Below are 22,014 nucleotides of genomic sequence, written 5' to 3' on the forward strand. Positions count from 1 at the left end.
TGTGACGTCTCTTCTCACCGTCGCTCCGGCGCTGCTCGGCACCCGCACATCCCTTAGCTGTCCTCGCAGGCCCTGGCTTTGAACTCCGCCATGGAGACGGTGACTCCGGACTCGTCGCCGTTGCCCGACACGTCGTCGTAGCGGACCGTTCCCGGGGTGAGCCGGTCCCGGTCGGTCAGAGTGAAGGTGACGTTGCTCGATGACCACGAGTTGTCCTTCGTCCAGCCGTAGAGGGCATAGGTGGTCTTGGCGATGAGCGGTTTGAGAGATCTGGTCGCGGTCCAGCCGACGGAGGGCGAATCGAGGGTCCAGGTGGCGAGACCGGCTGCGACGGGACGGTCGGCGGTCCATGAACCGACCGTCACCTCCCTGTCGACGTCGGGGCTGTCCACGTAGAGGGTCGCGCCATCGATCCGGTGCCCGCAGACCATCATGACTCCGAGCAGATGTCCGTCTGCGGTCACGGAGATACCGGCGACGGCGTCGATGGGAACCGTGCACCCTGAGGCTGCGGCCAGGGCCGCGCCGACCGCGACGACGCCGACGAAGCGCCGTAAGACCGGCCGTGAAACGATCGACTGCACAGCGCCCCCCATGCCCGGAGGGATCGCTCTTCCTCCCCCGTACGACGGATAGTAGGGACGACCGCGTCGAGCCGCAGCACCGCCGCCCATCCGTTGCGCCCTTGTTGTGGCCTTGTAGCCGCTTGGCCGCCTCGGCCCAGGGAATGGTGACGTTCTACGGCTGAACCGTCATCGACCTGGCCGAGTTCGGCCCCGGACACCGGCAGTTGTCGACGTCTGCCGTCGAGGTCGGGCCGGTGCCGACCCGAGTAGCGGCCACGCCCTGACCTCTATCCCTGCGACGGTGATCTCGTACGGACAACCCGACCGACGGGAGAGACCCGATCATGAGAAGTACCGCAGGGTGGGCGCGAAACCGAACGGAACAGAGGTTCGTCCGGCGCGCCGACAGCACCCGGCCGACACGCAACGCGCGGTGACCCGATGACCGTTCTGGACAGCCGGGCCCTCAACCGCGCGACGCTCGCCCGACAGTTGCTGCTCGATCGCGCGGACGTACCGGTCGTCGACGCCGTCGCGCACCTCTGCGGACTGCAGGCCCAGGAACCCCAGGAACCCTTCGTCGGACTCTGGTCGCGACTGCGCGCGTTCGACCCGGCGGCCCTCGATGACCTGCTGATCCGGCGCGGTGTGGTGCGGACCCACCTCATGCGCCGCACCGTGCATCTCCTCACCGCCGACGACATTCTGAGCTGGCGAGCCCGCCATGACGCCATGTTGCGACAGCGGGTGCTCGGGACCTACCGCCGCGAGCTCGACGGGGTCGATCTCGACGAACTGGCCGCAGCAGGGAGGGCGTTGATGGCCGATGGTGAGCCGCGCTCGGCGGCCGACATGGTGCGCGTCCTGGCCACGCGCTGGCCGGCGCCAGGACGGCGGGCTCTGGGCGAAATGCTGATCGCCGCGCTCGTACCGGTCGCCCAAACGCCACCCCGCGGACTCTGGCGCACCAAGGCAGGAGTGCGCAACGCGCTTCTGTCCTCCTGGCTGGGCCGAGAGGTGGAACCGCCCCCGCTCGACGGGTCTGACCCGGTCGGCCAAGCCCTGGTCCGGCGCTACCTGGCCGCTTTCGGCCCGGCCACGTCCTCCGACCTGCGCGCCTGGTGCGGTCTCGCCGGACTGCCGGCCGCGGTGGCCGCCGTACGGGAGGAGTTGGTGACCTTTCGCGACGAGAACGGCAGGGAGCTGCTCGACCTCCCCGACGCTCCACGCCCCGATCCCGACACACCCGCCCCGGGACGGTTCCTGCCCGCGTTCGACAACGCGATCCTCGGCTACCAGGACCGCAGCCGGATCGTCGACGCCGCCGACCGCGGGCTCTCGGTGGCCGGCGAGCGCGTGGTGCTGCTCGACGGCCGGGTCGCCGCGACCTGGAGCGTCGACGCGGACACCGTGGTCGTCACCCCACTGCGCCCTTTGTCCCGACCCGACCGCACCGCGGTCGCCGAACAGGGCCAGGAACTGGCGTCGTTCCTCTCCGGCCGGGAAAGCGACCGCGTACGAGTCACGGCGCCTCCTAGGTGAGAAGCGGAGCGGGTGCCACGTGGACCGGCGGGTGCGGCCTGGGCCGACGGGTGCGTGGACCGGCAGGCGGCGCGGCGTGCGGCGTGGAGCGGCGTACGACACAGCGCGACGGGCGGCTTGGCCGGTGGCCAAGATCCCCGCGCTTCGGCGCGCCCGTGGCCTTGCGGGGGCAAGCGTCAGGTCGCCCCGATACCGGCGGCGTCGGCGGCGAGTTCGCCGCGGATCAGTTCCAACAGCCGTCCGGCCCAGTTCCGTCCGCGCGGCCCGGCCTCACCCCAGTAGGCCGAATCGGCGCTGGAGTAGAGGATCTTGGCATCTCTCGTGCTGAGCAGGAGCTCCGCGAGCGCGGGATGCTGGGCGTACTTGGCCCGCATCAGCTGCGCCATCACGGCGAGTCGAGCCTGCTCCCACCCTGGGCGGCGGGGAGCCGTCTCGGCCATCCGCTTGGCCGCGTAGTTGCTTTCCGCCATGAGCACGGCCCGGTGCCCGGTCTCGTCACCGGTGGACAGCGCGAGGTAGGCCCGGTCGACATCGGGATACTCGATGCCTCGCACCTGGATGGGGCACGGGTACTCGTTCCGCAGCGCGAGGAGGCCGGGGTCGTCCGGCCAGCCCTTCGGGAAGACCCTGTGCGCGAGGCTGACGGCGGGGGCCGACGGCTCGACAGGTCCGAAGGCTTCGGTCCTGGTCTCGTGCTCGGTGCGGAGTTCACGCTGCCGGGCGAAGTACGCGAGCGCCGCGGCGTACATCTTCTCGGTGACAGCCTCGTCGCCACGAGGCATTCGGCCGCCGACGCCGACCGCCAGCACCTGAAGAGGCCAGTCCTTGTTGTCCATGTCACCCAACGCGTAGTGGCGCAGGTGTTCGGGGATCGCCAGGTAGGCGTCGAGCAGTTGCCATTGGCGCTCGTCGGTCGGGTCGGCGAGGTAGGTGTCGACAGCGGCCAGGCATCGTCCGGTCGAGTCGGGGCGGCCGTTCAGCTCGTCGATGGTGTCCCGGACCTCACCGAGAAGCATGTCCGGGGTGACCCACGACTGCGGCTCGTCGAACTTCCACGCGGCGACGTGATGGACCGAGGCCCTGGCTCCCTGTTCGAGTGTGGTGGCGACCCATCCGGAGCGGAGCTTCTCCTCGAACTCCGCCAGGCCGACGAGTCCCCAGCAGTCGATCAGACCGTCGGCGTAGACGATCAGGTCGGTGAGGTAGTAGTCACTGCCGTTGCGAATGAAGGCGTGCCGCGTGGTGCCGGGTATCCGCTCGCCGTCGACATGCCTGTACGTGGGGTGCGCTGACATGCAGCCAGCCTAGGGCGGTGATCACGCAGGTGTCCGCCGGGGCCGACCGGATCGTCAGGGGCGCCGTTGGGCAGGGGCCGGCTCGGGAGTCGGCCCGGGCCTGCTCTCCTTCGGGCGGAGATCGTCGATCCGCGCGGCTGCGCCCGGCTCAATGTCTGTACGCCGCCCGGGTCCTGAGATAACGTCACCTCGCCCACTACGATTGAATCGTTTCAATCCGTTGAGGAATGAGGCATCATGCCGTCGAACAGCAATGAGAACGCCCCGCGGTCCGGTGTCCCCAGGCGAGCGGTCGTCGCCGCCGGTGCCAGTGCCCTGGCCCTGTCCGCCGCGGGCCTCCCCGCCGCGGGAACCGCGTCCGCCGCCGAGAGACCGGCCGGCACGACAGCCCCGTCGGCGGCGCCCCGTTCCGGGAAAGGCTGGCAGCGCTATGTGCAGGCCCCGGCCTCGCGTGCGGTGCGGCCCGTGCGGATCATCGCCTCGACCGGAGACGTCCACAGCCCCGAGGGCCTGTTGAAGCCCGGCGGCCCCCGGACGGTCCTGCGACGCCCGCGGCCCGCTGCGGCCCCGCGCTGGCCCGAGGGCACCGTCGCCGAGGCCTCGTCGGCGCACGCGGGCAACAACGGCAACGACGGACAACCGCGCACCTACGACGCCGGGAACGCCATCGACGGCGATCCGGGGTCGTTCTGGAACGACGACACACTCGGCGCGTTTCCCGACACCCTCACCATCACCCTGCCGGCGACGCGGGAACTGTCGGGCATCACGCTGATCTCCAACAGCGACGGCGTCCCCACCGACTTCGTGGTCGACGTGTGGCGGGACGGCACATGGCAGACGGCCGCCACGGTCGAGGACAACGATGTCATCCAGCGCGCCGTGCCGTTCGCGGCCCAGGTGTCCACCACCAAGGTCCGCATCACGGTGACGGGCGTCCAGGACACTCCGCGAGGAGCCTTCACCCGGGTCAACGAGGTCTGGCCGGAGCCCGTCGCGCCGGTCGTGGTCCCCAGTGTCACGGTGGACTTCGGCAAAGTCGTCGTGGGATTCCCGCGCGTCCGCTTCACCTCCGCATCCGACAACTCCCCCGGCGTGCGGCTCGCGTTCTCGGAGACCAAGCAGTTCCTGACCGACCGCTCCGACTTCACCCGCTCCGATCAGTCCGGCGCCCCGGGCCAGGGAACCGACCAGTTCGCCGTACCGGCCGGGGGCGCGGACTGGACCGACCACCAGGGCTTTCAGGCAGGCGACAAGGTCTACGCGGACGGACTGCACGGCTTCCGCTATCTCAAGATCACACTCGACGCCCTGGCGAGCGACCTGCCCGCCGCCCAGCCCTGGGGAACGGTCGAGATCGACTCCGTCGGCCTCGACTTCAGCGCCTATCTGGGCACGCCGAGCACCTATCGCGGATGGTTCCTGTGCTCCGACGACGACCTCAATCGCTACTGGTACGGAGCCTCGTACACCAATGAGCTGGCCACGGACACCTTCCGTCAGGACGACGTCGACCCGCGCAACGCCTGGAGCCCTTCGCTCGAAGGCAAGGTGGTGCTGCACGACGGTGCCAAGCGCGACCGGGACCCCTATGTCGGTGACCTGGCGGTGTCGGCGCGGACCCTCTATCTGACGCATGACGACGCGGCCGCCGCCGCACGCAACGTCCTGGCCGACCTCGCCGACCATCAGCGTGCCGACGGCTGGATCCCGCCGGCCTCCATCTCCGGCTACGCACTGCCCCTCTTCGACTATCCGTTGTGGTGGGTGACATGCAGTTGGGACTACGTGCTCTACACGGGTGACCGCTCCTACGCGAGCCGCTATTACCCGAATCTGCTGAAGGTGCTCGACACCTGGTATCCGAGTGTCACCGACAGCGCGGGTCTCCTCAGCAAAGGCCTCAACGGCACGGGCGGATACGGCGACTACGCCTTCCTGAACCGTACGGGGCGCATCACCTACTACAACGCCAACTACGTCCAGGCCCTCAACGACGCGGCGCGGCTGGCGCGTTGGCTGGGCCGGAAGGGGGACGCGACTCGCTGGACCCAGCGGGCCGAGTCGGTGAAGGGCGCGATCAACGCGCATCTGTGGGACGACGCGGCCGGCGCCTACCTCGACTCCGCGACGGGACCGGTCAGGCACGCACAGGACGGCAACGCGATCGCCATCACCGCGGGCGTCGCCGGGAGCGAGCGCGCCGCTTCGGCCCTCGCCCATCTGGACGCCACCACACAACGGCCCTACGGCAACGCGTTCATGGACAACGACACCCTCTTCGGCGATGCCTCACAGCGGGTGTACGCCTTCACCTCGTACCCCGAGATCGTGGCACGCTTCGAGACCGGTCGGGCGGAGTCCGCCGTCGACCAGATCCGGCGCACCTACGGCTGGATGGACAGCCACGACCCCGGCATCACGAACTGGGAGGGCATCGGTCCCGGCGGATCGTTGTACGAGGGCGCCTACACCAGCATGGCGCACGGCTGGTCCACGGGAGTTCTCCCGGCATTGACCCATCAACTGCTGGGCGCCCTGCCCACATCCCCCGGATACGCCACATGGGAGGTACGGCCGCATCCCGGTGGCATCGCCTGGGCCCAGGGACAACTGCCCACACCTCAAGGCCCTTTGGAGGTCAGGTGGGAGAACACCGAGAAGGCCTTCGAGTTGACCGTGCGCGTGCCGGCGGGAACGAGAGGTGCGGTCGTGTTCCCGATGGACGGTCATGATGTGACGGTCCGAGGAGGCGGTCGCGTGCTCTGGGACGGACGCCGGGCCTCGGACCGCGGGGTTCGGGTCATCGACAACCAAATCACGGTCTCCGGGTTGAGCGGGGGCGTCCACAGCTTTTCCGCCGTTCGACACCGCTGAGAGGTGTCGCGGGAGGTGTGATCAGGTGGCCCGGGCCAGGGTGCCGGGGAGGGACTTCATCCGCCTGCACGCGCCGGTGACCGCACGCCACCCTCGTACCTCTGACACCGCTTCTGACGCCGCCTCTGACTCTGCCACCTCCACCTGATGAGCCGAGTGCGGGGCCGACAGCCGATCGGCCCCGCACTCATCGGTGTTCAACCGTCCTGTTGAGTGCCGACGGGGCGGAAGCAGGCCGTGACCGTCTTCCCGTGCCGCTGGCACGTCATGCCCAACTCGTCGGCGAGCATCCGCACAATGCCGACCCCCCGGCCGGACACCGCACCCGGCTCCGGATCACGTTGGAGCGGCAGCGTGGAGTCCTCGTCGTGGACACTCACGTGAAGGCAGTCGCCGTCCCACGTCAGCACGAGATACGCGTCGCTCCGCGCGTGGACGTGGGCGTTGGTGAGCAGTTCGGACACGGTCAGCACGATGGCGTCCACCGTCGCGGGTTCCTCGGCCGTCCACGGCAGGGACTCCAGATGTCCGCGCGTCCAGCGCCGCCCGGCGCTCACACCTCCGGAGGCCGGGAACGAGTGTGCCCAGCCCATCGCCTTGACCGCCATCGCCCGACCTCGCTCCCGATCGCCTCACCCGATCCGCTCTCCTACTCACCCAGTACCCGCAAGCCGCCCACGCAGTCGGCACCACGCAGCTCCCCTTTGGGGCGAACCATCCCGCGAAGGGAACAACACACCAACACTGTCCGTACTATCTGTAAGCCGGGGCATACGCATCAAGTGCGGCTGCCCAGCCATGCAGCCCGGTCAACAGGAACACGCCCCACCCTCGGACAACTTCGTGGCGTGTTCGTACGGCGGCCGCGCACCTAAGAAAGGTCTCCACCGTGCCCGACACCAAGACTCCCACCGAACTGACATCGCAGTACACCGCTCAAGTGGTCGGCGACCTGGAGCGCAACGCCAAGGAGCAGGAGCGCATCGGTGCGGAAATCGACGCGCTGCAGGAACAGTTGAACGCTCTGCGGCACGACCACGCCGTCCTCACCAATCTGCACCAGGCGCTGGGGGCCACGAGCCCCTTCACCGAGTCCGACCCCGAGCCGACCCCGGTGCCCTCGGTGCCCCAGCAGAAGACTCCCGCCAAGTCCGCCAGGTCCGCCAAGTCCGCCGACGGCAAGCGCAGGCGGGCCAGGAAGGCCGACGCCGAGCCGGGCGCCGCAGCCCTGACGGCGTCCGCCAAGAAGGCCGCGGACAAGGCCACATCGGCTCAGCCCACCCTCATCGACCTCATCCGCGGCTACCTCACGGACCAGAGTGAGCCGCGCTCCGCCGCGGAGGTCTCCACCGCCCTCGGCGAGACCCACCCCGACCGGCGCATCCAGACCAACGTCGTCCGGACCACACTCGAGAACCTCGTGGCCAAGAGCCACGCCCATCGCGCCAAGCAGGGAAGTTCCGTGTTCTACACGGCCGTCGACGCTCCTGAGCCCAAGCCGGCGGCGTCCGCGCCGAGCGAGGAGCAGCCGACGGAGGCGGACAACAGCTGACCCCGGTCACCCCTGCTTCCCGGCAGGTGACTTGGGCGTTCAAGCTGACCGCGTCGACCGGACGGGACGGCGCTCGCGATGGCCGTCGGGGAGCTCGGCGCGGCTCCGCACCGGGCGCCTTGATGTGCCTTCCGGGCGCCTTGATGTGCCCTGTCGAAAGGTTGGTCGCCCAGGTGTCGCCACGGCGTTCGCGCCGCGGCCCGCCGCCGACACGGCGACTTCGATCCGCGGCGACGTGGTGACGGGCGGCCCGTTCCTCGACGCAGAGGGGGTTGTCGCCGGTCTCACCGTCATCGGGGCGGGACGCGCCCTGACCTCGGATTCCGTGCTCCCGGACCGTCGCTCAGGCCGTCACCTTGGCGACGAACGTCGCGAGGTTCGCCACGGTCCGCTGGATCTTCTCCTCCAGGGTCAGCGACTCGTGGAGCCGCCCTCCGACGCCCGCGTCCTTCTTTCCCCGGACATACAACGAGCAGGCGAGGTCACTGCACAGGTAGGCGCCGACCGAGTTGCCCTGCTGTCCGGACTTCCCCGCCTTGGGCGCGACCATCAAGGAGACACCACCGGTGTGGGTGGTCACGCACATCGAGCACATGCTGCGCCGCATGTGCCCCGAGGTCGCGCCGGGGCAGCGGAGCGTGATGGCCTTCGGGCCGCCGTCCAGTTCGACCACGATGTAGGCGCGTTCGGGCGCCTGAGGGTCACGCCAGCCGAGGTAGTCCAGGTCGTCCCAGGCCCGGTCGGCCAGGTCGCGCGGGACGGAGAGGCGCTTCGCCTCGCCCTTGGTGCAGTTCACGAACGCGGTGCGGATCTCTTGCTCGGTCAACGGCTTCATACAGCTCACGGTAATTTGCCTAAAGGTATTAGGCAAATGCATAATCAGTTACGCCAAAGGAGAGGAAGGACATGGTTCGCGCGGGACTGAACGCCGAGCGCCTGACGCGGGCGGGGGCAGAGCTGGCCGACGAGGTCGGCTTCGATCAGGTGACCGTCTCGGCGCTGGCCAGGCGGTTCGACGTCAAGGTCGCGAGTCTCTACTCACACCTGAAGAGCTCGCACGACCTCAAGACCAGGATCGCGCTGCTCGCCCTCGACGAACTCGCCGACCGCGGGGCCGCCGCACTGGCCGGGCGGGCCGGCAAGGACGCCCTGACCGCCTTCGCGAACATCTACCGCGACTACGCCAGGGAACACCCCGGCCGCTACGCCGCGGCCCAGCTGAGGCTCGACCCGGACACGGCGGCAGCGAGCGCCGGCGTCAAGCACGCCCAGATGATGCGGGCGATCCTGCGCGGCTACGACCTGACGGAACCGGACCAGACCCATGCGGTCCGGATGCTGGGCAGCGTGTTCCACGGCTACGTCAGCCTGGAGATGGGCGGAGGGTTCAGCCACAGCGCCCCCGACTCCCAGGAAAGCTGGTCACGTGTCCTGGACGCCCTCGACGCCCTGCTGCGGAACTGGCCCGCCCCGTGACCGACGTCGCGACCGCCCGGACACCGACGGCGCCGGCATCCCCTCCGGGCCCTGGTGCCGGACACCGCTGACCCCGCGGGTGCCCGGCACGGGACCGTCCGCCGCGCGCCCCGCCGACGTCGTGCACGGCAGTGCGTCCATGGCGCATGGCTCGCGGAGCCGCTGCCGGACCGGCCCGCGCACAGTCCGTGACTCAGCGGTAGTCGGGGTTCGGGGCGTCGGGACGGCACCCCGCGTCCCACCGCGAACGCTGGTTGCCGTGGGCCGGGATGCCACCGGACCGCTTCAGCAGGGCCGCCATATGCATCAGGTTCCAGGTCATGAAAGTGGTGTTGCGGTTGGTGAAGTCGTTCTCGGGGCCGCCCGAGCCCGGGTCGAGATATGACGGACCCGGTCCCGCCGGGCCGATCCAGCCGGCGTCGGCCTGCGGCGGAATGGTGTAGCCGAGGTGCTGGAGGCTGTAGAGGAGGTTCATCGCGCAGTGCTTCACACCGTCCTCGTTGCCGGTGATCAGACAGCCGCCGACGCGCCCGTAATAGGCGTACTGACCCGCCGAGTTGAGCAGTCCCGAGCCGCCGTAGAGCCGTTCGACGACCTGCTTGGTGACCGAGCTGTTGTCACCGAGCCAGATCGGCCCGGCGAGAACGAGGATGTCCGCGGCCATCACCCGCTCCTGGATCGCCGGCCAGTCGTCCGTGGCGAAGCCGTGTTCGGTCATGTCCGGGTAGACGCCCGGTGCGATGTCGTGGTCGACGGCGCGTACCTCCTCGACCGTGACTCCCTGCGCCTCCATGATCGCGCTGCTCTTGTCGACCAGCCCCTGGGTGTGGCTCTGCTGGGGTGCGGGTTTGAGGGTGCAGTTGATGAACAGCGCGCGCAGATCCTCGAAGCGGTAGGCGTCGTCGGCTGCCGAGGTCGACGGTGGCTCGGTCATGGGGACTCCTTCGTGCGGGGCTGAGGCGGTGCGGGGCCGGGGTTCGCAGTGACGTGGCGACGGTTTCGAGTGGTTGTGCAGGAGCAGCGTCTCCTGTGCACCCCGGCTTGTCCCCGAACGACGCACTGACGGTCGTCACGGATGGCGTACGCCGCTACGACGCGCGCCGTGCGGGTGTATGCCGTACGCCGTGCCTGTACGGCGTGCCGTGTACGGCGTACGGGTGTAGGCCGTGGGACGAGCCGAACGTCGGTCGCGCGACGGCCCGGCTGACACGGTTCCCGGGCCGTACCCGTTCCGAACCGGTCCCTCGTCAGCGCGATGACCACGACGGCCGGAGCACTAGGGTGGTGATCGTGACGACTGAACGATGGGCACTCGGCGGCGACTTGAGCGTCGCGCGAATCGGCTACGGCACAATGAAACTGACGGGTTGGCCGCGGGGCGACCGGCCGGACCGGGACACCGCACTGCGTATTCTGCGGCGGGCCGTGGAACTCGGCGTCAACCACATCGACACCTCGAACTACTACGCGCGTGACGGGGTGGCGGCGAACGAACTGATCCGGGAGGCCCTGCACCCCTACCCGGACGACCTGGTCATCGTGACCAAGGTGGGAGCGCTGGTCGAGGGCTCCGACATCGCCCTGCCGGCGGCCGGGAAGACGGGCCTCACCGCCGACAATCTGCGCCGTGGGGTCGAGGCGAACCTCCGCACGCTCGGCCTGGACCGGCTGGACGTGGTGAACCTCCGACTGGGCGACCTCGACGGGACCGGGACGCCCTTGGCCGAGCCCCTGGACACCCTGCTGGCGCTGCGCGACGAGGGCCTGATCCGGCATCTGGGCATCTCCAACGTCACCGCCGACGAGTTCGCCGAGGCCCGCAAGATCGCGCCGATCGCCTGCGTCCAGAACCTCTACAACCTGTCCCGGCGCGATGACGACCCCCTCGTCGACGCGTGCGCGGAAGCCGGGATCGCCTACGTTCCGTTCTTCCCGGTCGGCGGCTTCCAGCCGGTCACCGCCGAGCACCTTGGCACCGTCGCCGCCCGCCACCGGGCGACCACGCCCCAGGTGGCCCTGGCCTGGCTGCTGGCGCGGTCACCCAACATCCTCCTCATCCCCGGCACCGGCTCCCTGGCCCACCTGGAGGAGAACATCGCCGCCGGAGCGCTCGAACTGAGCGCCGAGGACCTGGCCGAACTGGGGTAGGCGCGAAGGCCGTACGGCATGCCCCCGGACGGACCTCCGGACCGGCGCCGGAGCGGCACTCACCATCGACTCCGACGCCTTCAGCACGGCGGCCCGTGTCATCGACTCATTCGGCGTCCGCCGAACAAGTCCCACGGTCGGGTTCGTTCGCCTGAAGCACGAGACAGCTCCACCGGACGTCGGCACGACCGTGCAGATCGCGACGCTCACCGCGGTGAACCGTCCGCAGGCCGTACGCAGCCCCGAGTTCGGCCGTCTCAGCGGCGGACACGTCGAACATACGCCTGCTCGGCGGCACGGGTCCGTGGCGCAGATTGACGAAGAGCCGGCCGCCAGGCACCAACAGTGCGGCGATCCTGCCCATCGCGCGCCGCCGTTCGTGGGCGTCCAGGTGCATCCACACCGCGGTGGCGAACACCGCGTCGAACAGCCCCGAGTGCTGACCGAGTGTCAAGTCCGGAAGCGCGTCATCGACCCATTCGATCGCGCTGCCCGCATGGATGCGCTGTCCATGCGCCCGCAACTCGGCGGTCGGCTCGGCAGCCACCACTTTGTGTCCGCGGGCCGCCAGAGCGGCGGCATCGCGCCCGGTCCCCGCGCCCACATCCAGAACGCGGCCTGCCTCGACAGGCACCAGGGGCAGCACGTCGAGATGGACTTCCTCGAACGTGACGCCCTCGTACTGAACAGCCAGCGCGTCCGCCGTCTCGGCATAACCGGCGGTCCCTCTGACCCGGACGGTGCCATCCCCGACAGAGGTCAAGTGATCACTCATGACTGGAGGTTAGCCGCCCCCGGGGAGGGGGTCGTGCCGTGTCAGGTGCCGAGGAGCGATTCCAGCCGGGTGATGGACCAGGCCGCCTCCTGGGAGCCGACACGTGCGTTCAACTGCCGCGCCCGGACCAGCGCGTCGTGGGCCTCGGTCCGTTGTCCTGCCTCGGCATGCAGACGGGCCCGGGCCACCCAGGTCAGCACGATGGGCCGCTCCTCGTACACGGCCCGTTCCTCCAGCGAGGCCTGGAGAGCGGTCTTCGCCGCCTCATGTCTGCCGAGGCGGCGGAGTACACATGCCTGCCGGAAGTGCAGCGCGGCCGGCCGGTAGCTGCCGAAGGGACCCAGGTTCTCGTCCGGCGCCCCCGCCAGGAGACGTAGCGCCATGTCCAGCCAGTCCATCGCCTGGGCCTCGTCCCCGATCGCGGCACTGGTCTCCGCCGCCTGGACGGCGACGTAGGCGCGTACCCCCGCCGGGGTCCGCCGGGACACGTGCAGCGCGTGCTGGACATGGGTGGCGGCCAGCGCCGTCAGCCCTCGGGTCAGGGCGTACTCGCCCTGAAGCCGCCAGGCGATGGCTTCGGCGGCGTCGTCCCCCGCACGCGCCGCCAGCACGGCCGCGCGTTCCAGGATGTGCTGGGCTTCGAAGAACCGGCGCATGTCGGTGCAGGCGCGGGCGAGCAGGACGAGGGTGCGCGCCGCGTGGGCCAGTTCCGGGGCGGGCAACGAGGACGGACGGACCTCACCGGTCGGGCCCAGCACGGTGCCGCGCAGATAGGCCGAGAGGACCGGCCGGGTCACCCTCCCGCCCCGGGCGTCCCCTTGCAGGGCGAAGAAGCGTTCCGCGCACGCGAAAGCGACCTCCCTGGCGGACAAGGCCGTCCCGGGTCCCGAAAGGAAGGGCGTCCGCTGCTCCGGGACACGCGGGTCGGCGGCCGCCCTGGCGCCCGGTGCCAGGGCGCGGTCCCTGCCCGAAGCACGCGCTGTCGCGTCCATACCCACCTCGCGACGGTCCACGGTCCGGCCCAGGCGGCGGGAGAACACCTCGCACAACAGGTCCGGAACGGGTTCACGCGCACGGGTTCCGCGGACCCAGTGCGCGATGGAGGTCCGGTCGTAGGTCATGACCCTGCCCCGGGCACGGCCCATCGCGTTGACCCGCCGGGCGAGTGCCTCGTAGGTCAGACCCGCTTCGTCGATCAGCGCCTTGAGTGACTCGTTGGGCCTCATACGATGTCCCACTTCCTCGTGGCTGGGCCGGCGCAGGGAAGGTGCGTCACCGGATCAACCGGGCAACCGGCCCCGTGGTTTCGGCCCGACCGAACCCTGCAACCGGCACCCACCCCTCCCCCGTCCCGAGCCTTCCGCCGCGACGCCCGGGGCCCGGCGCGGATCGGCTGAGCGCGGCGACGGGACGGGTGGCGACGGACCGTCCGCCGTGGATGGCGGCAGTCGGGCGGTACACTCGCCGACCGCCTGCAACCGCAGGGGCGGGAATCGTGTCTCACAGCACACGGCTGGGAGCGCGAGGGGACCGGAATGCCTCACGTGCCCCACGTCTTGGGGAGATGGGTCATGAGCACTTGGGCGGTACCGGGCTACACCGAGTCCCGTGAGCTCGGTTCGGGGGCGAGCGGACGCGTCGCGCTGGCCGTTCACGAGGAGACCGGTCTTCCGGTCGCGGTCAAGTACCTCAGTGAGTCGCTGCGCACCCGTCCCGGCTTCGTACTGGAGTTCCGGGCGGAGGCCCGGCTGCTCGGCGGGCTGCGCAGTCAGCACGTGGCCGGCCTGTACGAGTACGTGGAGGGGCCGGAGGGCGCGGCCATCGTGATGGAGCTGGTGGACGGCGTCTGTCTGCGGGCCCTGCTCGCCAAGGACGCTCCGCTGACCCCGGAGGCCGCTCTGGTCCTCCTCAAGGGCTCGCTGCTCGGCCTCGCCGACGCCCACCGCCTCGGCGTGGTCCACCGTGACTACAAGCCGGAGAACGTCCTCGTCCGCCCCGACGGCACGTCGAAGCTGGTCGACTTCGGGATCGCCGCCACCGACGGCACCACCGCGGGCATCGCGGGCACCCCGTCGTACATGGCTCCCGAGCAGTGGACCGGCGCCCCCGCCTCCCCGGCCGCCGACGTGTACGCGGCGACCGCGACGTTCTTCGAGTGCCTGACCGGCCACAAGCCCTTTACGGGCGAGAACCTGGCCGAACTCGCCCTCCAGCACGTGGACGGAGCCATTCCCGCCGACGAGGTTCCCGAGCCGGTGCGCTCCCTCGTGCACCGCGGCCTGGCCAAGTCACCCGAGCAACGGCCCGCCCACGCCGAGGACTTCGTCGCGGAACTCGAGGCGACGGCCGGCGGCGCGTACGGGCCGGACTGGGAGGAGCGCGGGCGCGGGCGACTCGCGGCGCTCGTGGCACTGTCCCTTCTGCTGCTTCCCTCCGCCCCCGCCGTTCCTCGCCGCGCCACGGACACGGCGCGCACGATCCTCGGCAGGACACCCGACTGGTTCCGGGCCTGGCGGCCGAGCGGGCGCGCGCTGCTCGTGTCGGCGGCAGCGCTCGTCGCCGCTCTCCTGCTGACGTACGGCATCGACCGGCACGCTCCGGACTTCGGCACGCCTCGCAGGGCCGCGCAGGCGCTCGCCACCACCAGCGCGCAGCCGACCGGCGGGAGCGGCCCCACGGCGACGGCGGATCCCGACTCCCCGACGCCGTCCGCGTCGTCGTCCACATCGGCTTCGCCCACGCCTTCCGGCTCGGAGGGCGTCGCCACCACGCAACCGCCCGCGTCGGCGTCGGCCACCGCCACCGCGTCCGTCACCGTCGCGCCGCCGACAGCACCGGTGACGACGACGGCCGAGCCCACCACGACACCCCCGTCGCCCACCGTCGGGGTCAGCGTCAAGTCCGTCGCGTTCAGCGGTTTCCGGCAGACGGGCACGGCGACCGGGGCGGCGTCGGTCACCGTCACCACCGACGGGACCGGGCCGGTCACCATCACCGTCTCGTGGTTCACCGGCGAGGTGAAAGGCGAGGCCGGTGCCCAGGACGGGGCGGCCGAGACGTACCAGCGCAGCGGATCGACCAAGTACACCCTCGCCCTCGACCACACGTTCGCGGGAGCGGGCTGTTACTGGGGTGTCCAGGCCAGGACCCAGCCGGTCTCAGCCGACGGCGGCGCCTGGCAGCAGCTACTGACCCGGCGGTGCACCCTCCGATGAACGAACACCCCGGCGCTCCGGGCGCCCCCTCCGCCGACGACGACTACAGTGCGACCGCGCTGGCCAGCCACTGGATCCAGCGGCCGGACTCCCCCGACACACTTCCCCTCACCGGGAGTACGGCGACTGAGGCGCTGTCGGGCCCCGTGGCGCAGGACACGCGACCCGACCGGGTCGAGGGCACCTTGCTGCGCTTCGGCCCCGGCGTGAACGCCGACACCGTACGCCGTGTCGCCGCGCCGCCTCCGGCGGTGGTGCCGGTACGCCGCCGGACCTGGCGCAGACACGCGCTGCCCACCGTGGTGCTCCTGGCCGTCCTCGCGTTTCTGCTCTGGCACCGTCCCGCGCCCTCCATCGACGTGGACGGCGTCGCGGTCTCCGCCGTGTCGTCCTCCCCCGGATGCGACGAGACCGCGGATGTCGTGGCCGTGGTCACCACCAACGGCAGGCCGGGCACCCTCGCGTACCGCTGGATCCGCAGCGACGGCACGTCCTCGAAGGTCCTGCACGAGGACCTGACACGCGGCCAGAAGCGGGCACCGCTGCACCTGTTGTGGACGTTCCAGGGCAAGGGCACGTACGAAGCACGCGCCGAGCTGCGGCTGCTGTCACCCGAGCGGCGCACCGTCTCGACACGGCTCACCTACCACTGTCCTTGACGCGGCCGGCCGCGGCGCCTGAGGGTTTCTCAGACCGCCACGGCCGATCCACGCGCGCACATCATCGGAGCGCACAGGATCCGCTTCCTGCGTGCCCGCTTTCCCTCGATCGCGGAAGCGGTGAGCCGGGCGGCTTCCGCGGCGATCTGTGTGAGTCCCCAGCCGACCGTGGTCAGCGGCGGTGTGAGGACGCGGGAGACGGGGTGGTCGTCGAAGCCGACCACGGAGACGTCCCGTCCCACGACGAGGGAGGCCTCAGCCGCCGCCGCGTACACCCCGTACGCCAGGGAGTCGGAGAAGCAGAAGACGGCGGTGGCGCGCCGGTCGCCGTCGAGGACTTTCCGTGCGACGACGGTGGCGGCGCCCAACTCCTGTGGGCAGGGGACGAGTTCGGCCCGCAGCCCTATCCGGTCCGCCGCCTCGCGCACATACACGTCGGCGGGCCGGTCGGGTGTGCTCGGCCGTGTCGGGGTCAGGACGGTCACCCGGCGGTGGCCGAGACCGTGGAGGTACTCCAGCACGGCGTCGATCCCGGCCCGGTTGTCGAAGATGACCTCCCCGGCCGTGCGCGCCCGGCTCAGTGAGTCGCCGACGGCGACGACCGGCAGCGCGTCGGCGATCGCCGCCCACGCCTCCGCCGCCGGGTTCACCGGGGACACCACGAGCGCGTCGACGCGCTGATCACGCAGTTGCTTGGCCAGGACGAGTTCCCGGTCGGGGTCGCCGCCCGCGTCCAGGATCAGCGCGTAGCGGTCGCCCGCCAGGAGTTCCCGGCCGATGGCGGCCATGAGCTGCTGCTGCCACAGGTCCTGGAGGTCGCCGGCGAGCACGCCGACCATGCTGGTGCGGCCGCTGGCGAGGGCTCGGGCGATGGGGTCGGCCTCGTAGCCGAGTTCGGCCGCGGCCTTGCGTACGCGTTCCTCGGTCTCCTTGGAGACGTGCTTGCCGCGCAGGGCATAGGAGACAGCGGCGGTGGAGAGGCCGGTGGCCTCGGCCACCTCCCTGAGGGTGGTGCGCTTCTGGGGCCTGACCATGCCGGGAAGCCTACCGGGCCGCGTCCGCGTCGCGGGCACGTGCTTGACACGCTCGGTTGTTAAGCGTTTAAGTTAAGCGCATCACTGAAGCGCTTAACCTATGCCCCTCCCACGCGGTCACCGCACGGACTCCTCAAGGACTTCAGGGTGCCCATCGACGTCCACCAGCACATCTGGCCGCCCGACTTCGTCGAGCTGCTGCGTGCACGCAGCACGCCGCCGCACCTCGACGGCTGGACGCTGCGCCTGGAGGGCGAGCCGCCGTACGAGGTGGACCCGGCCGATCACGACATCGCGGCCCGGACTCGTCTGGCCACCGCCGACGGCCTCGGCCTCGCCCTGGTCTCCCTCTCCAGCCCGCTGGGCGTCGAGTACCTGCCGGCGGTCGAATCCCTGCCGCTGCTGAGCGCTTTCCACGAGGGGGCGCTCGCCCTCCCGGCACCCTTCGGCGTCTGGGCCTCCCCCTGCCTGAGCGAGCCGGACCCCGCGGCGGTGGAGCGCGACCTGCGCCGGGGATGCGTGGGCCTTCAACTCCCGGCCACGGCCCTCGTGGACGCGGCGGGATGGCGCGAGTGCGCCCCGTTCCTGGACCTCCTCACACGCCTCGACAAGCCCCTGTTCGTCCATCCGGGCAAGGCTCCCCCCGTCCCCGAGGCCCCGCCCTGGTGGGCCGCCCTCGTCCCCTACCAACAGCAGGTGCACGGTGCGTGGTTCGCGTTCCGGGCCTTCGGCCGCGCCCGCCATCCGGGACTGCGCGTCTGCTTCGCCGCACTCGCCGGCCTGGCCCCCTTGCACGGCGAACGGCTCGCGGCCCGCGGCGGCGGCCGCGGCGAGGTCGACTTCGACGTCTTCTACGACACCTCCTCCTACGGCACGCGGGCCGTGGACGCCCTCGTCCGGGCCGTCGGCATCGATGTCGTCGTCAGTGGAAGCGACCGGCCGTACGCACCGCTCGTCATCCCCGACCTGGGGGCGGACGCCGCCGTCCACGCCCTGCGCACCGTCAATCCCGCCCGTCTGCTGCACGGCCGTACCTGAGCCGTTCGGCGGACCGCTCCTGGAAGGGAATCTCGCCGTGACGTACTCGTCCCTGCCGGACCGCACGCTCGACAAGCACGAGCTCCAGCGACTCGTCGACGACCTGGCCGCCCGGCCGGAGCTCTGGCGCGACCAGATCGCGTTCTCCCACGAGGAGCGGCACTACGCCTCCCTGCACCGCGACGAGTACGTCGACGTCTGGCTGCTCTGCTGGACCCGGCGGAACGACACCGGATGGCACGACCACGATGTCTCGTCGGGCGCCGTCCGGGTCGTCCAGGGCGCGCTGACCGAGTCCAACCCCCGCATAGGCGGCCGTCATCTGTCCGTCGGCGTCGGCGCGGGTGACTCCTTCTGCTTCGGCCCCGACCACATCCACCGCCTCACCGGTGCCACCGACGACGCGGTCTCGCTCCACGCCTACTCGCCGCCGCTGTGGCGCCTGGGGCAGTACGACATCACCGACGACGGCCTGATGCGCCGCGTCTCCGTCTCGTACGCCGACGAACTCCGCCCCCTGGACAGCCCTGCCGCGTGACGGCGCCCGCCCCGCGCGGACCTGAGCCCGGGCGAGGGCGGAAGCACGTCACCCCGGCAGGGACGAGCAGCGCGCCGGCGTCACACGGCCGCCGGTGTGCAGGTGCTCAGCCCCGTGACGTAGTTGAGCTGGGGGCCGTAGCCCGCGAAGGTGGCGATGGCCCGGGGCGCCAGGGTGCGGCACGGGGCGCCCTGGGCGTCGGTGTAGTCGACGGTGACGTTCACGGTGGTGTCGCAGTCGTTGACGACGGTCGTGTAGCGCCAGTCGCTGTAGTAGTGGACGCAGTCGGGGGCGGCTGCCGCGGGGACGGAACCGTCGCCCGGGGCGCCCTGGCCGTCGTCCCGCGCGGCGGCGGGTGCGCCGGTCGCGCTCAACAGGCCCAGTACTGCGGCGGACAGGCCCAGGATCGCCCTGAGCCGGTGCGGGGGTACGGAGCGACTGACGGAAAACATGGTGGCGTCCTTCAGGTCGGCGAAGGCAGTGGCCTTGGAGCCTCTGCGCGCTGCCACCCTGCAACTCCTGCAAGAATTGCGCAAAGCCATGCAACTCCTTTCAGTCGATGATGAACGCTCAACCGAATCAGTGCTGGTCATGAAAACGCCCAGTTCAGGACCCGCGCCCGCTTCCGGCACGACATCCGGCCAGGGCGGGTCGCCGACCACCAAGGACGCGTCGACGGCAGCGATGAAGGGCGGGACAGGTGCCCGCCGGGAAGCACGGGCAGTCTCAGCCGCGCCAGCCGGGTCGGTCGGACCGGGCGTATCGCACGCGCACCGAGGGGCCGGAGCAGCCCTGGACTTCAGCTTCGCCCGGATCGCGCGGGCCGCCGGGCGACGACGACCGGCGGCGCCCCGAGCGGCCACGGCCGCACCGCGACCGGTCGCCGAGGACCGTGTTCGGCCAGGTGGGCCGGGGTCAGCCGCGCGATCTGCCCTGGTCCCGTCGGCCCTGCCGGGGCTGGGGGCGGCCATGGCCGCCGGAGCGACGACGTGACGGAGCCGGGGGCGCGTCCGAGCTGTTGAAACCGGGCCCGGTCGGGGCGCTGAAGCCACCGGGGACCGCGGGCGCGACCGCCGGGGCACCGGTGGCGGCCGTGGGCGCGGGCGGCACGACCGGCGTGCGGGTGCGCGGCACGGCGCGACCCACGACACGGGTGTGCGTCATCAACGGAGCACACGCGGCGCAGACTTCCATCAGCGTCCACACCTGGGCGATGGCCGGATCATGGCGCAGCACCAGCAGCACGCTGCCCATGCAGTGCACCTGGGTGTCCTCGTGAGAGGCGCACTGCGCCTGCCGGCAGGCGCAGGCGGCGTCCGCGTGCACGGTGGCCGCGCGGGCATGCGCCCCGACATGGGCCTCGGCGAAGCGGCGCAGCGCGGCAAGGTCACGGGACCGCGGCGGCATGGCGCAGGGAGAGGAGCAGGAGACCGACGCGGTGCGGTCGCTGTGGCCGGAGATGCGGACGGTCCACGTGCGTCCCGGACGTCGCGCGGCAGGGGATTCGGAGTGTGGGAGGTCCAAGACCGGCAGTCCTTCGGCAGTGGGATGTTCGCGCTGGTGCGCATAGTTCTTTTACCCGCGCGGGCCGGTCCGTCATCCACCGGTGGGCCGCGAGCGTCCTCGAATCTACGAGCGATGGCGTGCGCGGCCCGGACTTACTTCCGTCGTGCGGGGTGCGATCTTCCCACAGCGGCGCATCGGAGGTATTCGACCCGCCTGGGACCTTGAGGATATCCCCGCCGTGAAGTGCGGATCTGGGGGGGGGGAGGGGTGGATGCCGCCCCGTACCCGAGGATGGATGCCGCCCCGTACCCGAGGATGGATGCCCGCCACCCGAGGATGGATGTCCGCCCCGTACACCCTGCCCGTCGGTCAGCGTTTCGGGCGGCCGCCGGTGATCCGGTCCCACAGGGAGCGGGTGGCGCCGAATCCGGTCTCGTGCACCCAGACATGGGTGCACGACGGGCACTGCAGGTGGAGCAGGCTGCCGGTGGTGGAGAGCAGGTAGCGCCAGTGGTCGGAGCACGACCGCCGCTGCTCGCACGCCGCGCACCCGCGGCTGTCTGCGCACTTCGGACACGTCACCCAGGCGCGGCGCCCGATGTCCGCCTGCGGGTCAAGCGGCAGCACTGCCGTCTCCGCGCCGGGGGAGCACGCCGGACGCGACCAGGTCGTCGTACACGCGCTGCTGCTCATCGTCGAGACCGGAGTACAGGAGGGCGTACGCGGCCTCCTCTCCGCGCAGTGCCTCCATCGGGTCCCAGTCGGGGCCGAGGGCGGCAAGGACCTGGGCCTGGCGCAGGACCTCCTGGGAGGTGAGGTCGATGGCGAAGTCGGTCAGGACGGGGGCGTCCGGTCGGCCGACGCCCGGAAGGAGGGGGCTGTCGGCCTCGCCGGGACCGTTGGGGAGCGGGGGATTTTGTGGGGCCATGGGACGAAACTTAGGTATCCCTTTCTTGCCGGGACAAGGGGAGGTGGGCGAAGTCACAGCAGGTCGGCGGCGGTGGCGATTGGTCCATGACGGGTCTAAGACGGGTCCACCACGGAATGGATGGCCCGCTCGCCCCGCCGCGCCGGACACCCGGAAGGCGACGGCATTTACATTTCCCCCACACTCCCGTCACGTGCCGGTTACAGCATCGGTATGCTCCTGGGGCTCCATCCGCACCAATGAGGGGGGAATCCTCATGCGTATACGCAACGCCCTGGCTGTCACCGCCGCCGCTGTCGGCACGCTCGCCGCCATCGCCACGGCCCCGGCGCAGGCCACCGAGTACTCGTCCGCACTGAAGATCAAGGGCGTCCAGTACGACGCGCCCGGCCGGGACTCCAACAGCTGCGCCACCGGCAACAGCAGGGACGAGTACCTGACGATCAAGAACTACTCGCACAGCGCGACCGTGAACCTGAAGGGCTACCGCGTCAAGGACGCCACGGGCAACACGTTCACCTTCTCGGCGAACCACTACCTGGAGCCCGGGGACTACATCAAGCTCCGCGGCGGGCACGGCACCGACTCGGACGCGCACAACGTCGTCTACCGCCAGAACTGCAACTTCATCTGGAACAACGACAAGGACAGCATCTACCTGTACAAGTCGTCCGGCGCCCGCGCGGACGTCCACTCGTACACCAAGTCGGCCAACGACCGTGACGGCAACGGCTACATCACGTATCACGGCTGAGCCGAACACCGGAGCCCGCTGACCCGTCCTCGGACGGACGCGGGCTCCGCCTGCTCGGAAGGACCGCCCCAGGTGCGGGCGCACCAGCGCGCGGCGGCGCGCGGGTCGCTC

General features: G+C 70.8%; 22 protein-coding genes. 10 read left to right on the forward strand and 12 right to left on the reverse strand.

The genetic code is table 11. The features are described 5' to 3' along the window. Positions 1 to 53: 53 nt before the first annotated feature. On the reverse strand, positions 54 to 584 hold the full coding sequence (locus tag ABZX90_RS25355; RefSeq protein WP_351129551.1) for a hypothetical protein: 531 nt from the start codon (positions 582 to 584) through the stop codon (positions 54 to 56). Between the two features lie 423 nt (positions 585 to 1,007). Between ABZX90_RS25355 and ABZX90_RS25360 the strand changes: the two genes are divergently transcribed. Continuing rightward, positions 1,008 to 2,108, forward strand: a complete 1,101-nt coding sequence (locus tag ABZX90_RS25360; protein ID WP_355208314.1) for a winged helix DNA-binding domain-containing protein — start codon at positions 1,008 to 1,010, stop codon at positions 2,106 to 2,108. A 176-nt stretch (positions 2,109 to 2,284) separates the two neighbouring features. Here the strand turns inward: ABZX90_RS25360 and ABZX90_RS25365 are convergent, their stop codons facing one another. Then, positions 2,285 to 3,403 carry an NADAR family protein gene (locus ABZX90_RS25365; protein WP_355208317.1) on the reverse strand — a complete coding sequence of 373 codons (1,119 nt, stop codon included), beginning with the start codon at positions 3,401 to 3,403 and terminating at the stop codon, positions 2,285 to 2,287. 237 nt (positions 3,404 to 3,640) lie between these two features. Between ABZX90_RS25365 and ABZX90_RS25370 the strand changes: the two genes are divergently transcribed. Further along, positions 3,641 to 6,280 (forward strand): alpha-L-rhamnosidase C-terminal domain-containing protein, encoded by a 2,640-nt coding sequence (locus ABZX90_RS25370; protein ID WP_355208320.1) that lies wholly within the window; start codon positions 3,641 to 3,643, stop codon positions 6,278 to 6,280. A 197-nt stretch (positions 6,281 to 6,477) separates the two neighbouring features. Here the strand turns inward: ABZX90_RS25370 and ABZX90_RS25375 are convergent, their stop codons facing one another. Continuing rightward, entirely contained in the window at positions 6,478 to 6,888 is a 411-nt protein-coding gene (locus ABZX90_RS25375) for an ATP-binding protein (RefSeq protein ID WP_355208323.1), read from the reverse strand. Positions 6,889 to 7,169: 281 nt separating this feature from the next. Between ABZX90_RS25375 and ABZX90_RS25380 the strand changes: the two genes are divergently transcribed. Further along, positions 7,170 to 7,832, forward strand: coding sequence for a hypothetical protein (locus ABZX90_RS25380; RefSeq protein ID WP_355208326.1), 663 nt, complete (start codon positions 7,170 to 7,172; stop codon positions 7,830 to 7,832). 343 nt (positions 7,833 to 8,175) lie between these two features. Here ABZX90_RS25380 and ABZX90_RS25385 read toward each other — a convergent pair whose 3' ends face one another. Beyond that, on the reverse strand, positions 8,176 to 8,667 hold the full coding sequence (locus tag ABZX90_RS25385; RefSeq protein WP_355208329.1) for an FBP domain-containing protein: 492 nt from the start codon (positions 8,665 to 8,667) through the stop codon (positions 8,176 to 8,178). Between the two features lie 71 nt (positions 8,668 to 8,738). Between ABZX90_RS25385 and ABZX90_RS25390 the strand changes: the two genes are divergently transcribed. Beyond that, positions 8,739 to 9,308, forward strand: coding sequence for a WHG domain-containing protein (locus ABZX90_RS25390; protein WP_355208332.1), 570 nt, complete (start codon positions 8,739 to 8,741; stop codon positions 9,306 to 9,308). Between the two features lie 193 nt (positions 9,309 to 9,501). Here the strand turns inward: ABZX90_RS25390 and ABZX90_RS25395 are convergent, their stop codons facing one another. Beyond that, positions 9,502 to 10,242 (reverse strand): flavodoxin family protein, encoded by a 741-nt coding sequence (locus ABZX90_RS25395; protein ID WP_351129531.1) that lies wholly within the window; start codon positions 10,240 to 10,242, stop codon positions 9,502 to 9,504. Between the two features lie 356 nt (positions 10,243 to 10,598). Here ABZX90_RS25395 and ABZX90_RS25400 point away from each other — a divergent pair, with 356 nt between their 5' ends. Beyond that, the gene (locus ABZX90_RS25400) at positions 10,599 to 11,456 is read left to right on the forward strand and encodes an oxidoreductase (protein WP_351133046.1); all 858 of its coding nucleotides are present in this window, start codon (positions 10,599 to 10,601) and stop codon (positions 11,454 to 11,456) included. A 106-nt stretch (positions 11,457 to 11,562) separates the two neighbouring features. Here ABZX90_RS25400 and ABZX90_RS25405 read toward each other — a convergent pair whose 3' ends face one another. Together ABZX90_RS25405 and ABZX90_RS25410 are read right to left on the reverse strand one after the other, a co-directional pair. Next, positions 11,563 to 12,231, reverse strand: coding sequence for a class I SAM-dependent methyltransferase (locus tag ABZX90_RS25405; protein WP_355208337.1), 669 nt, complete (start codon positions 12,229 to 12,231; stop codon positions 11,563 to 11,565). A 41-nt stretch (positions 12,232 to 12,272) separates the two neighbouring features. Then, positions 12,273 to 13,457: a hypothetical protein gene (locus ABZX90_RS25410; RefSeq protein ID WP_355208340.1), complete on the reverse strand. Its 1,185-nt coding sequence runs from the start codon at positions 13,455 to 13,457 to the stop codon at positions 12,273 to 12,275. A 345-nt stretch (positions 13,458 to 13,802) separates the two neighbouring features. Here ABZX90_RS25410 and ABZX90_RS25415 point away from each other — a divergent pair, with 345 nt between their 5' ends. Together ABZX90_RS25415 and ABZX90_RS25420 are read left to right on the forward strand one after the other, a co-directional pair. Next, positions 13,803 to 15,446 (forward strand): serine/threonine-protein kinase, encoded by a 1,644-nt coding sequence (locus ABZX90_RS25415; RefSeq protein WP_355208343.1) that lies wholly within the window; start codon positions 13,803 to 13,805, stop codon positions 15,444 to 15,446. Then, positions 15,443 to 16,105: a hypothetical protein gene (locus ABZX90_RS25420; RefSeq protein ID WP_355208346.1), complete on the forward strand. Its 663-nt coding sequence runs from the start codon at positions 15,443 to 15,445 to the stop codon at positions 16,103 to 16,105. The genes ABZX90_RS25415 and ABZX90_RS25420 overlap by 4 nt, the downstream gene beginning before the upstream one ends. Before the next feature lie 29 nt (positions 16,106 to 16,134). On the opposite strand, the gene ABZX90_RS25425 is transcribed toward ABZX90_RS25420, so the two are convergent. Beyond that, positions 16,135 to 17,139, reverse strand: a complete 1,005-nt coding sequence (locus ABZX90_RS25425) for a LacI family DNA-binding transcriptional regulator (RefSeq protein WP_351133036.1) — start codon at positions 17,137 to 17,139, stop codon at positions 16,135 to 16,137. A gap of 147 nt (positions 17,140 to 17,286) precedes the next feature. Between ABZX90_RS25425 and ABZX90_RS25430 the strand changes: the two genes are divergently transcribed. Together ABZX90_RS25430 and ABZX90_RS25435 are read left to right on the forward strand one after the other, a co-directional pair. Further along, positions 17,287 to 18,177, forward strand: coding sequence for an amidohydrolase (locus tag ABZX90_RS25430; protein ID WP_351133034.1), 891 nt, complete (start codon positions 17,287 to 17,289; stop codon positions 18,175 to 18,177). Positions 18,178 to 18,214: 37 nt separating this feature from the next. Further along, positions 18,215 to 18,715, forward strand: a complete 501-nt coding sequence (locus ABZX90_RS25435; protein WP_351133032.1) for a cysteine dioxygenase family protein — start codon at positions 18,215 to 18,217, stop codon at positions 18,713 to 18,715. 80 nt (positions 18,716 to 18,795) lie between these two features. On the opposite strand, the gene ABZX90_RS25440 is transcribed toward ABZX90_RS25435, so the two are convergent. The 4 genes from ABZX90_RS25440 to ABZX90_RS25455 form a co-directional block, all read right to left on the reverse strand. Then, positions 18,796 to 19,224 carry an alpha-amylase gene (locus ABZX90_RS25440; protein ID WP_351133030.1) on the reverse strand — a complete coding sequence of 143 codons (429 nt, stop codon included), beginning with the start codon at positions 19,222 to 19,224 and terminating at the stop codon, positions 18,796 to 18,798. A gap of 406 nt (positions 19,225 to 19,630) precedes the next feature. Beyond that, a complete protein-coding gene (locus ABZX90_RS25445; RefSeq protein ID WP_351133028.1) occupies positions 19,631 to 20,239 on the reverse strand; it encodes a hypothetical protein in 609 nt (202 codons plus the stop codon). Positions 20,240 to 20,590: 351 nt separating this feature from the next. Continuing rightward, entirely contained in the window at positions 20,591 to 20,848 is a 258-nt protein-coding gene (locus ABZX90_RS25450) for a hypothetical protein (RefSeq protein ID WP_351133026.1), read from the reverse strand. Then, on the reverse strand, positions 20,835 to 21,149 hold the full coding sequence (locus tag ABZX90_RS25455; protein ID WP_355208353.1) for a DUF6400 family protein: 315 nt from the start codon (positions 21,147 to 21,149) through the stop codon (positions 20,835 to 20,837). The genes ABZX90_RS25450 and ABZX90_RS25455 overlap by 14 nt, the downstream gene beginning before the upstream one ends. Before the next feature lie 256 nt (positions 21,150 to 21,405). Between ABZX90_RS25455 and ABZX90_RS25460 the strand changes: the two genes are divergently transcribed. Next, a complete protein-coding gene (locus tag ABZX90_RS25460; RefSeq protein ID WP_351133022.1) occupies positions 21,406 to 21,903 on the forward strand; it encodes a lamin tail domain-containing protein in 498 nt (165 codons plus the stop codon). The last annotated feature ends 111 nt before the right edge of the window (positions 21,904 to 22,014 follow it).

It is taken from the genome of Streptomyces sp. NPDC002935 (assembly GCF_040611295.1).
Classification (GTDB): domain Bacteria; phylum Actinomycetota; class Actinomycetes; order Streptomycetales; family Streptomycetaceae; genus Streptomyces.

Bases quoted from the DNA above. Each gene is read 5' to 3' on its own strand.
- ABZX90_RS25360 (WP_355208314.1), top strand. From the start codon at position 1,008: ATGACCGTTCTGGACAGCCGGGCCCTCAACCGCGCGACGCTCGCCCGA.
- ABZX90_RS25365 (WP_355208317.1), bottom strand. From the start codon at position 3,403: ATGTCAGCGCACCCCACGTACAGGCATGTCGACGGCGAGCGGATACCC.
- ABZX90_RS25370 (WP_355208320.1), top strand. From the start codon at position 3,641: ATGCCGTCGAACAGCAATGAGAACGCCCCGCGGTCCGGTGTCCCCAGG.
- ABZX90_RS25375 (WP_355208323.1), bottom strand. From the start codon at position 6,888: ATGGCGGTCAAGGCGATGGGCTGGGCACACTCGTTCCCGGCCTCCGGA.
- ABZX90_RS25385 (WP_355208329.1), bottom strand. From the start codon at position 8,667: ATGAAGCCGTTGACCGAGCAAGAGATCCGCACCGCGTTCGTGAACTGC.
- ABZX90_RS25390 (WP_355208332.1), top strand. From the start codon at position 8,739: ATGGTTCGCGCGGGACTGAACGCCGAGCGCCTGACGCGGGCGGGGGCA.
- ABZX90_RS25395 (WP_351129531.1), bottom strand. From the start codon at position 10,242: ATGACCGAGCCACCGTCGACCTCGGCAGCCGACGACGCCTACCGCTTC.
- ABZX90_RS25405 (WP_355208337.1), bottom strand. From the start codon at position 12,231: ATGAGTGATCACTTGACCTCTGTCGGGGATGGCACCGTCCGGGTCAGA.
- ABZX90_RS25410 (WP_355208340.1), bottom strand. From the start codon at position 13,457: ATGAGGCCCAACGAGTCACTCAAGGCGCTGATCGACGAAGCGGGTCTG.
- ABZX90_RS25415 (WP_355208343.1), top strand. From the start codon at position 13,803: ATGAGCACTTGGGCGGTACCGGGCTACACCGAGTCCCGTGAGCTCGGT.
- ABZX90_RS25420 (WP_355208346.1), top strand. From the start codon at position 15,443: ATGAACGAACACCCCGGCGCTCCGGGCGCCCCCTCCGCCGACGACGAC.
- ABZX90_RS25425 (WP_351133036.1), bottom strand. From the start codon at position 17,139: ATGGTCAGGCCCCAGAAGCGCACCACCCTCAGGGAGGTGGCCGAGGCC.
- ABZX90_RS25455 (WP_355208353.1), bottom strand. From the start codon at position 21,149: ATGGCCCCACAAAATCCCCCGCTCCCCAACGGTCCCGGCGAGGCCGAC.
- ABZX90_RS25460 (WP_351133022.1), top strand. From the start codon at position 21,406: ATGCGTATACGCAACGCCCTGGCTGTCACCGCCGCCGCTGTCGGCACG.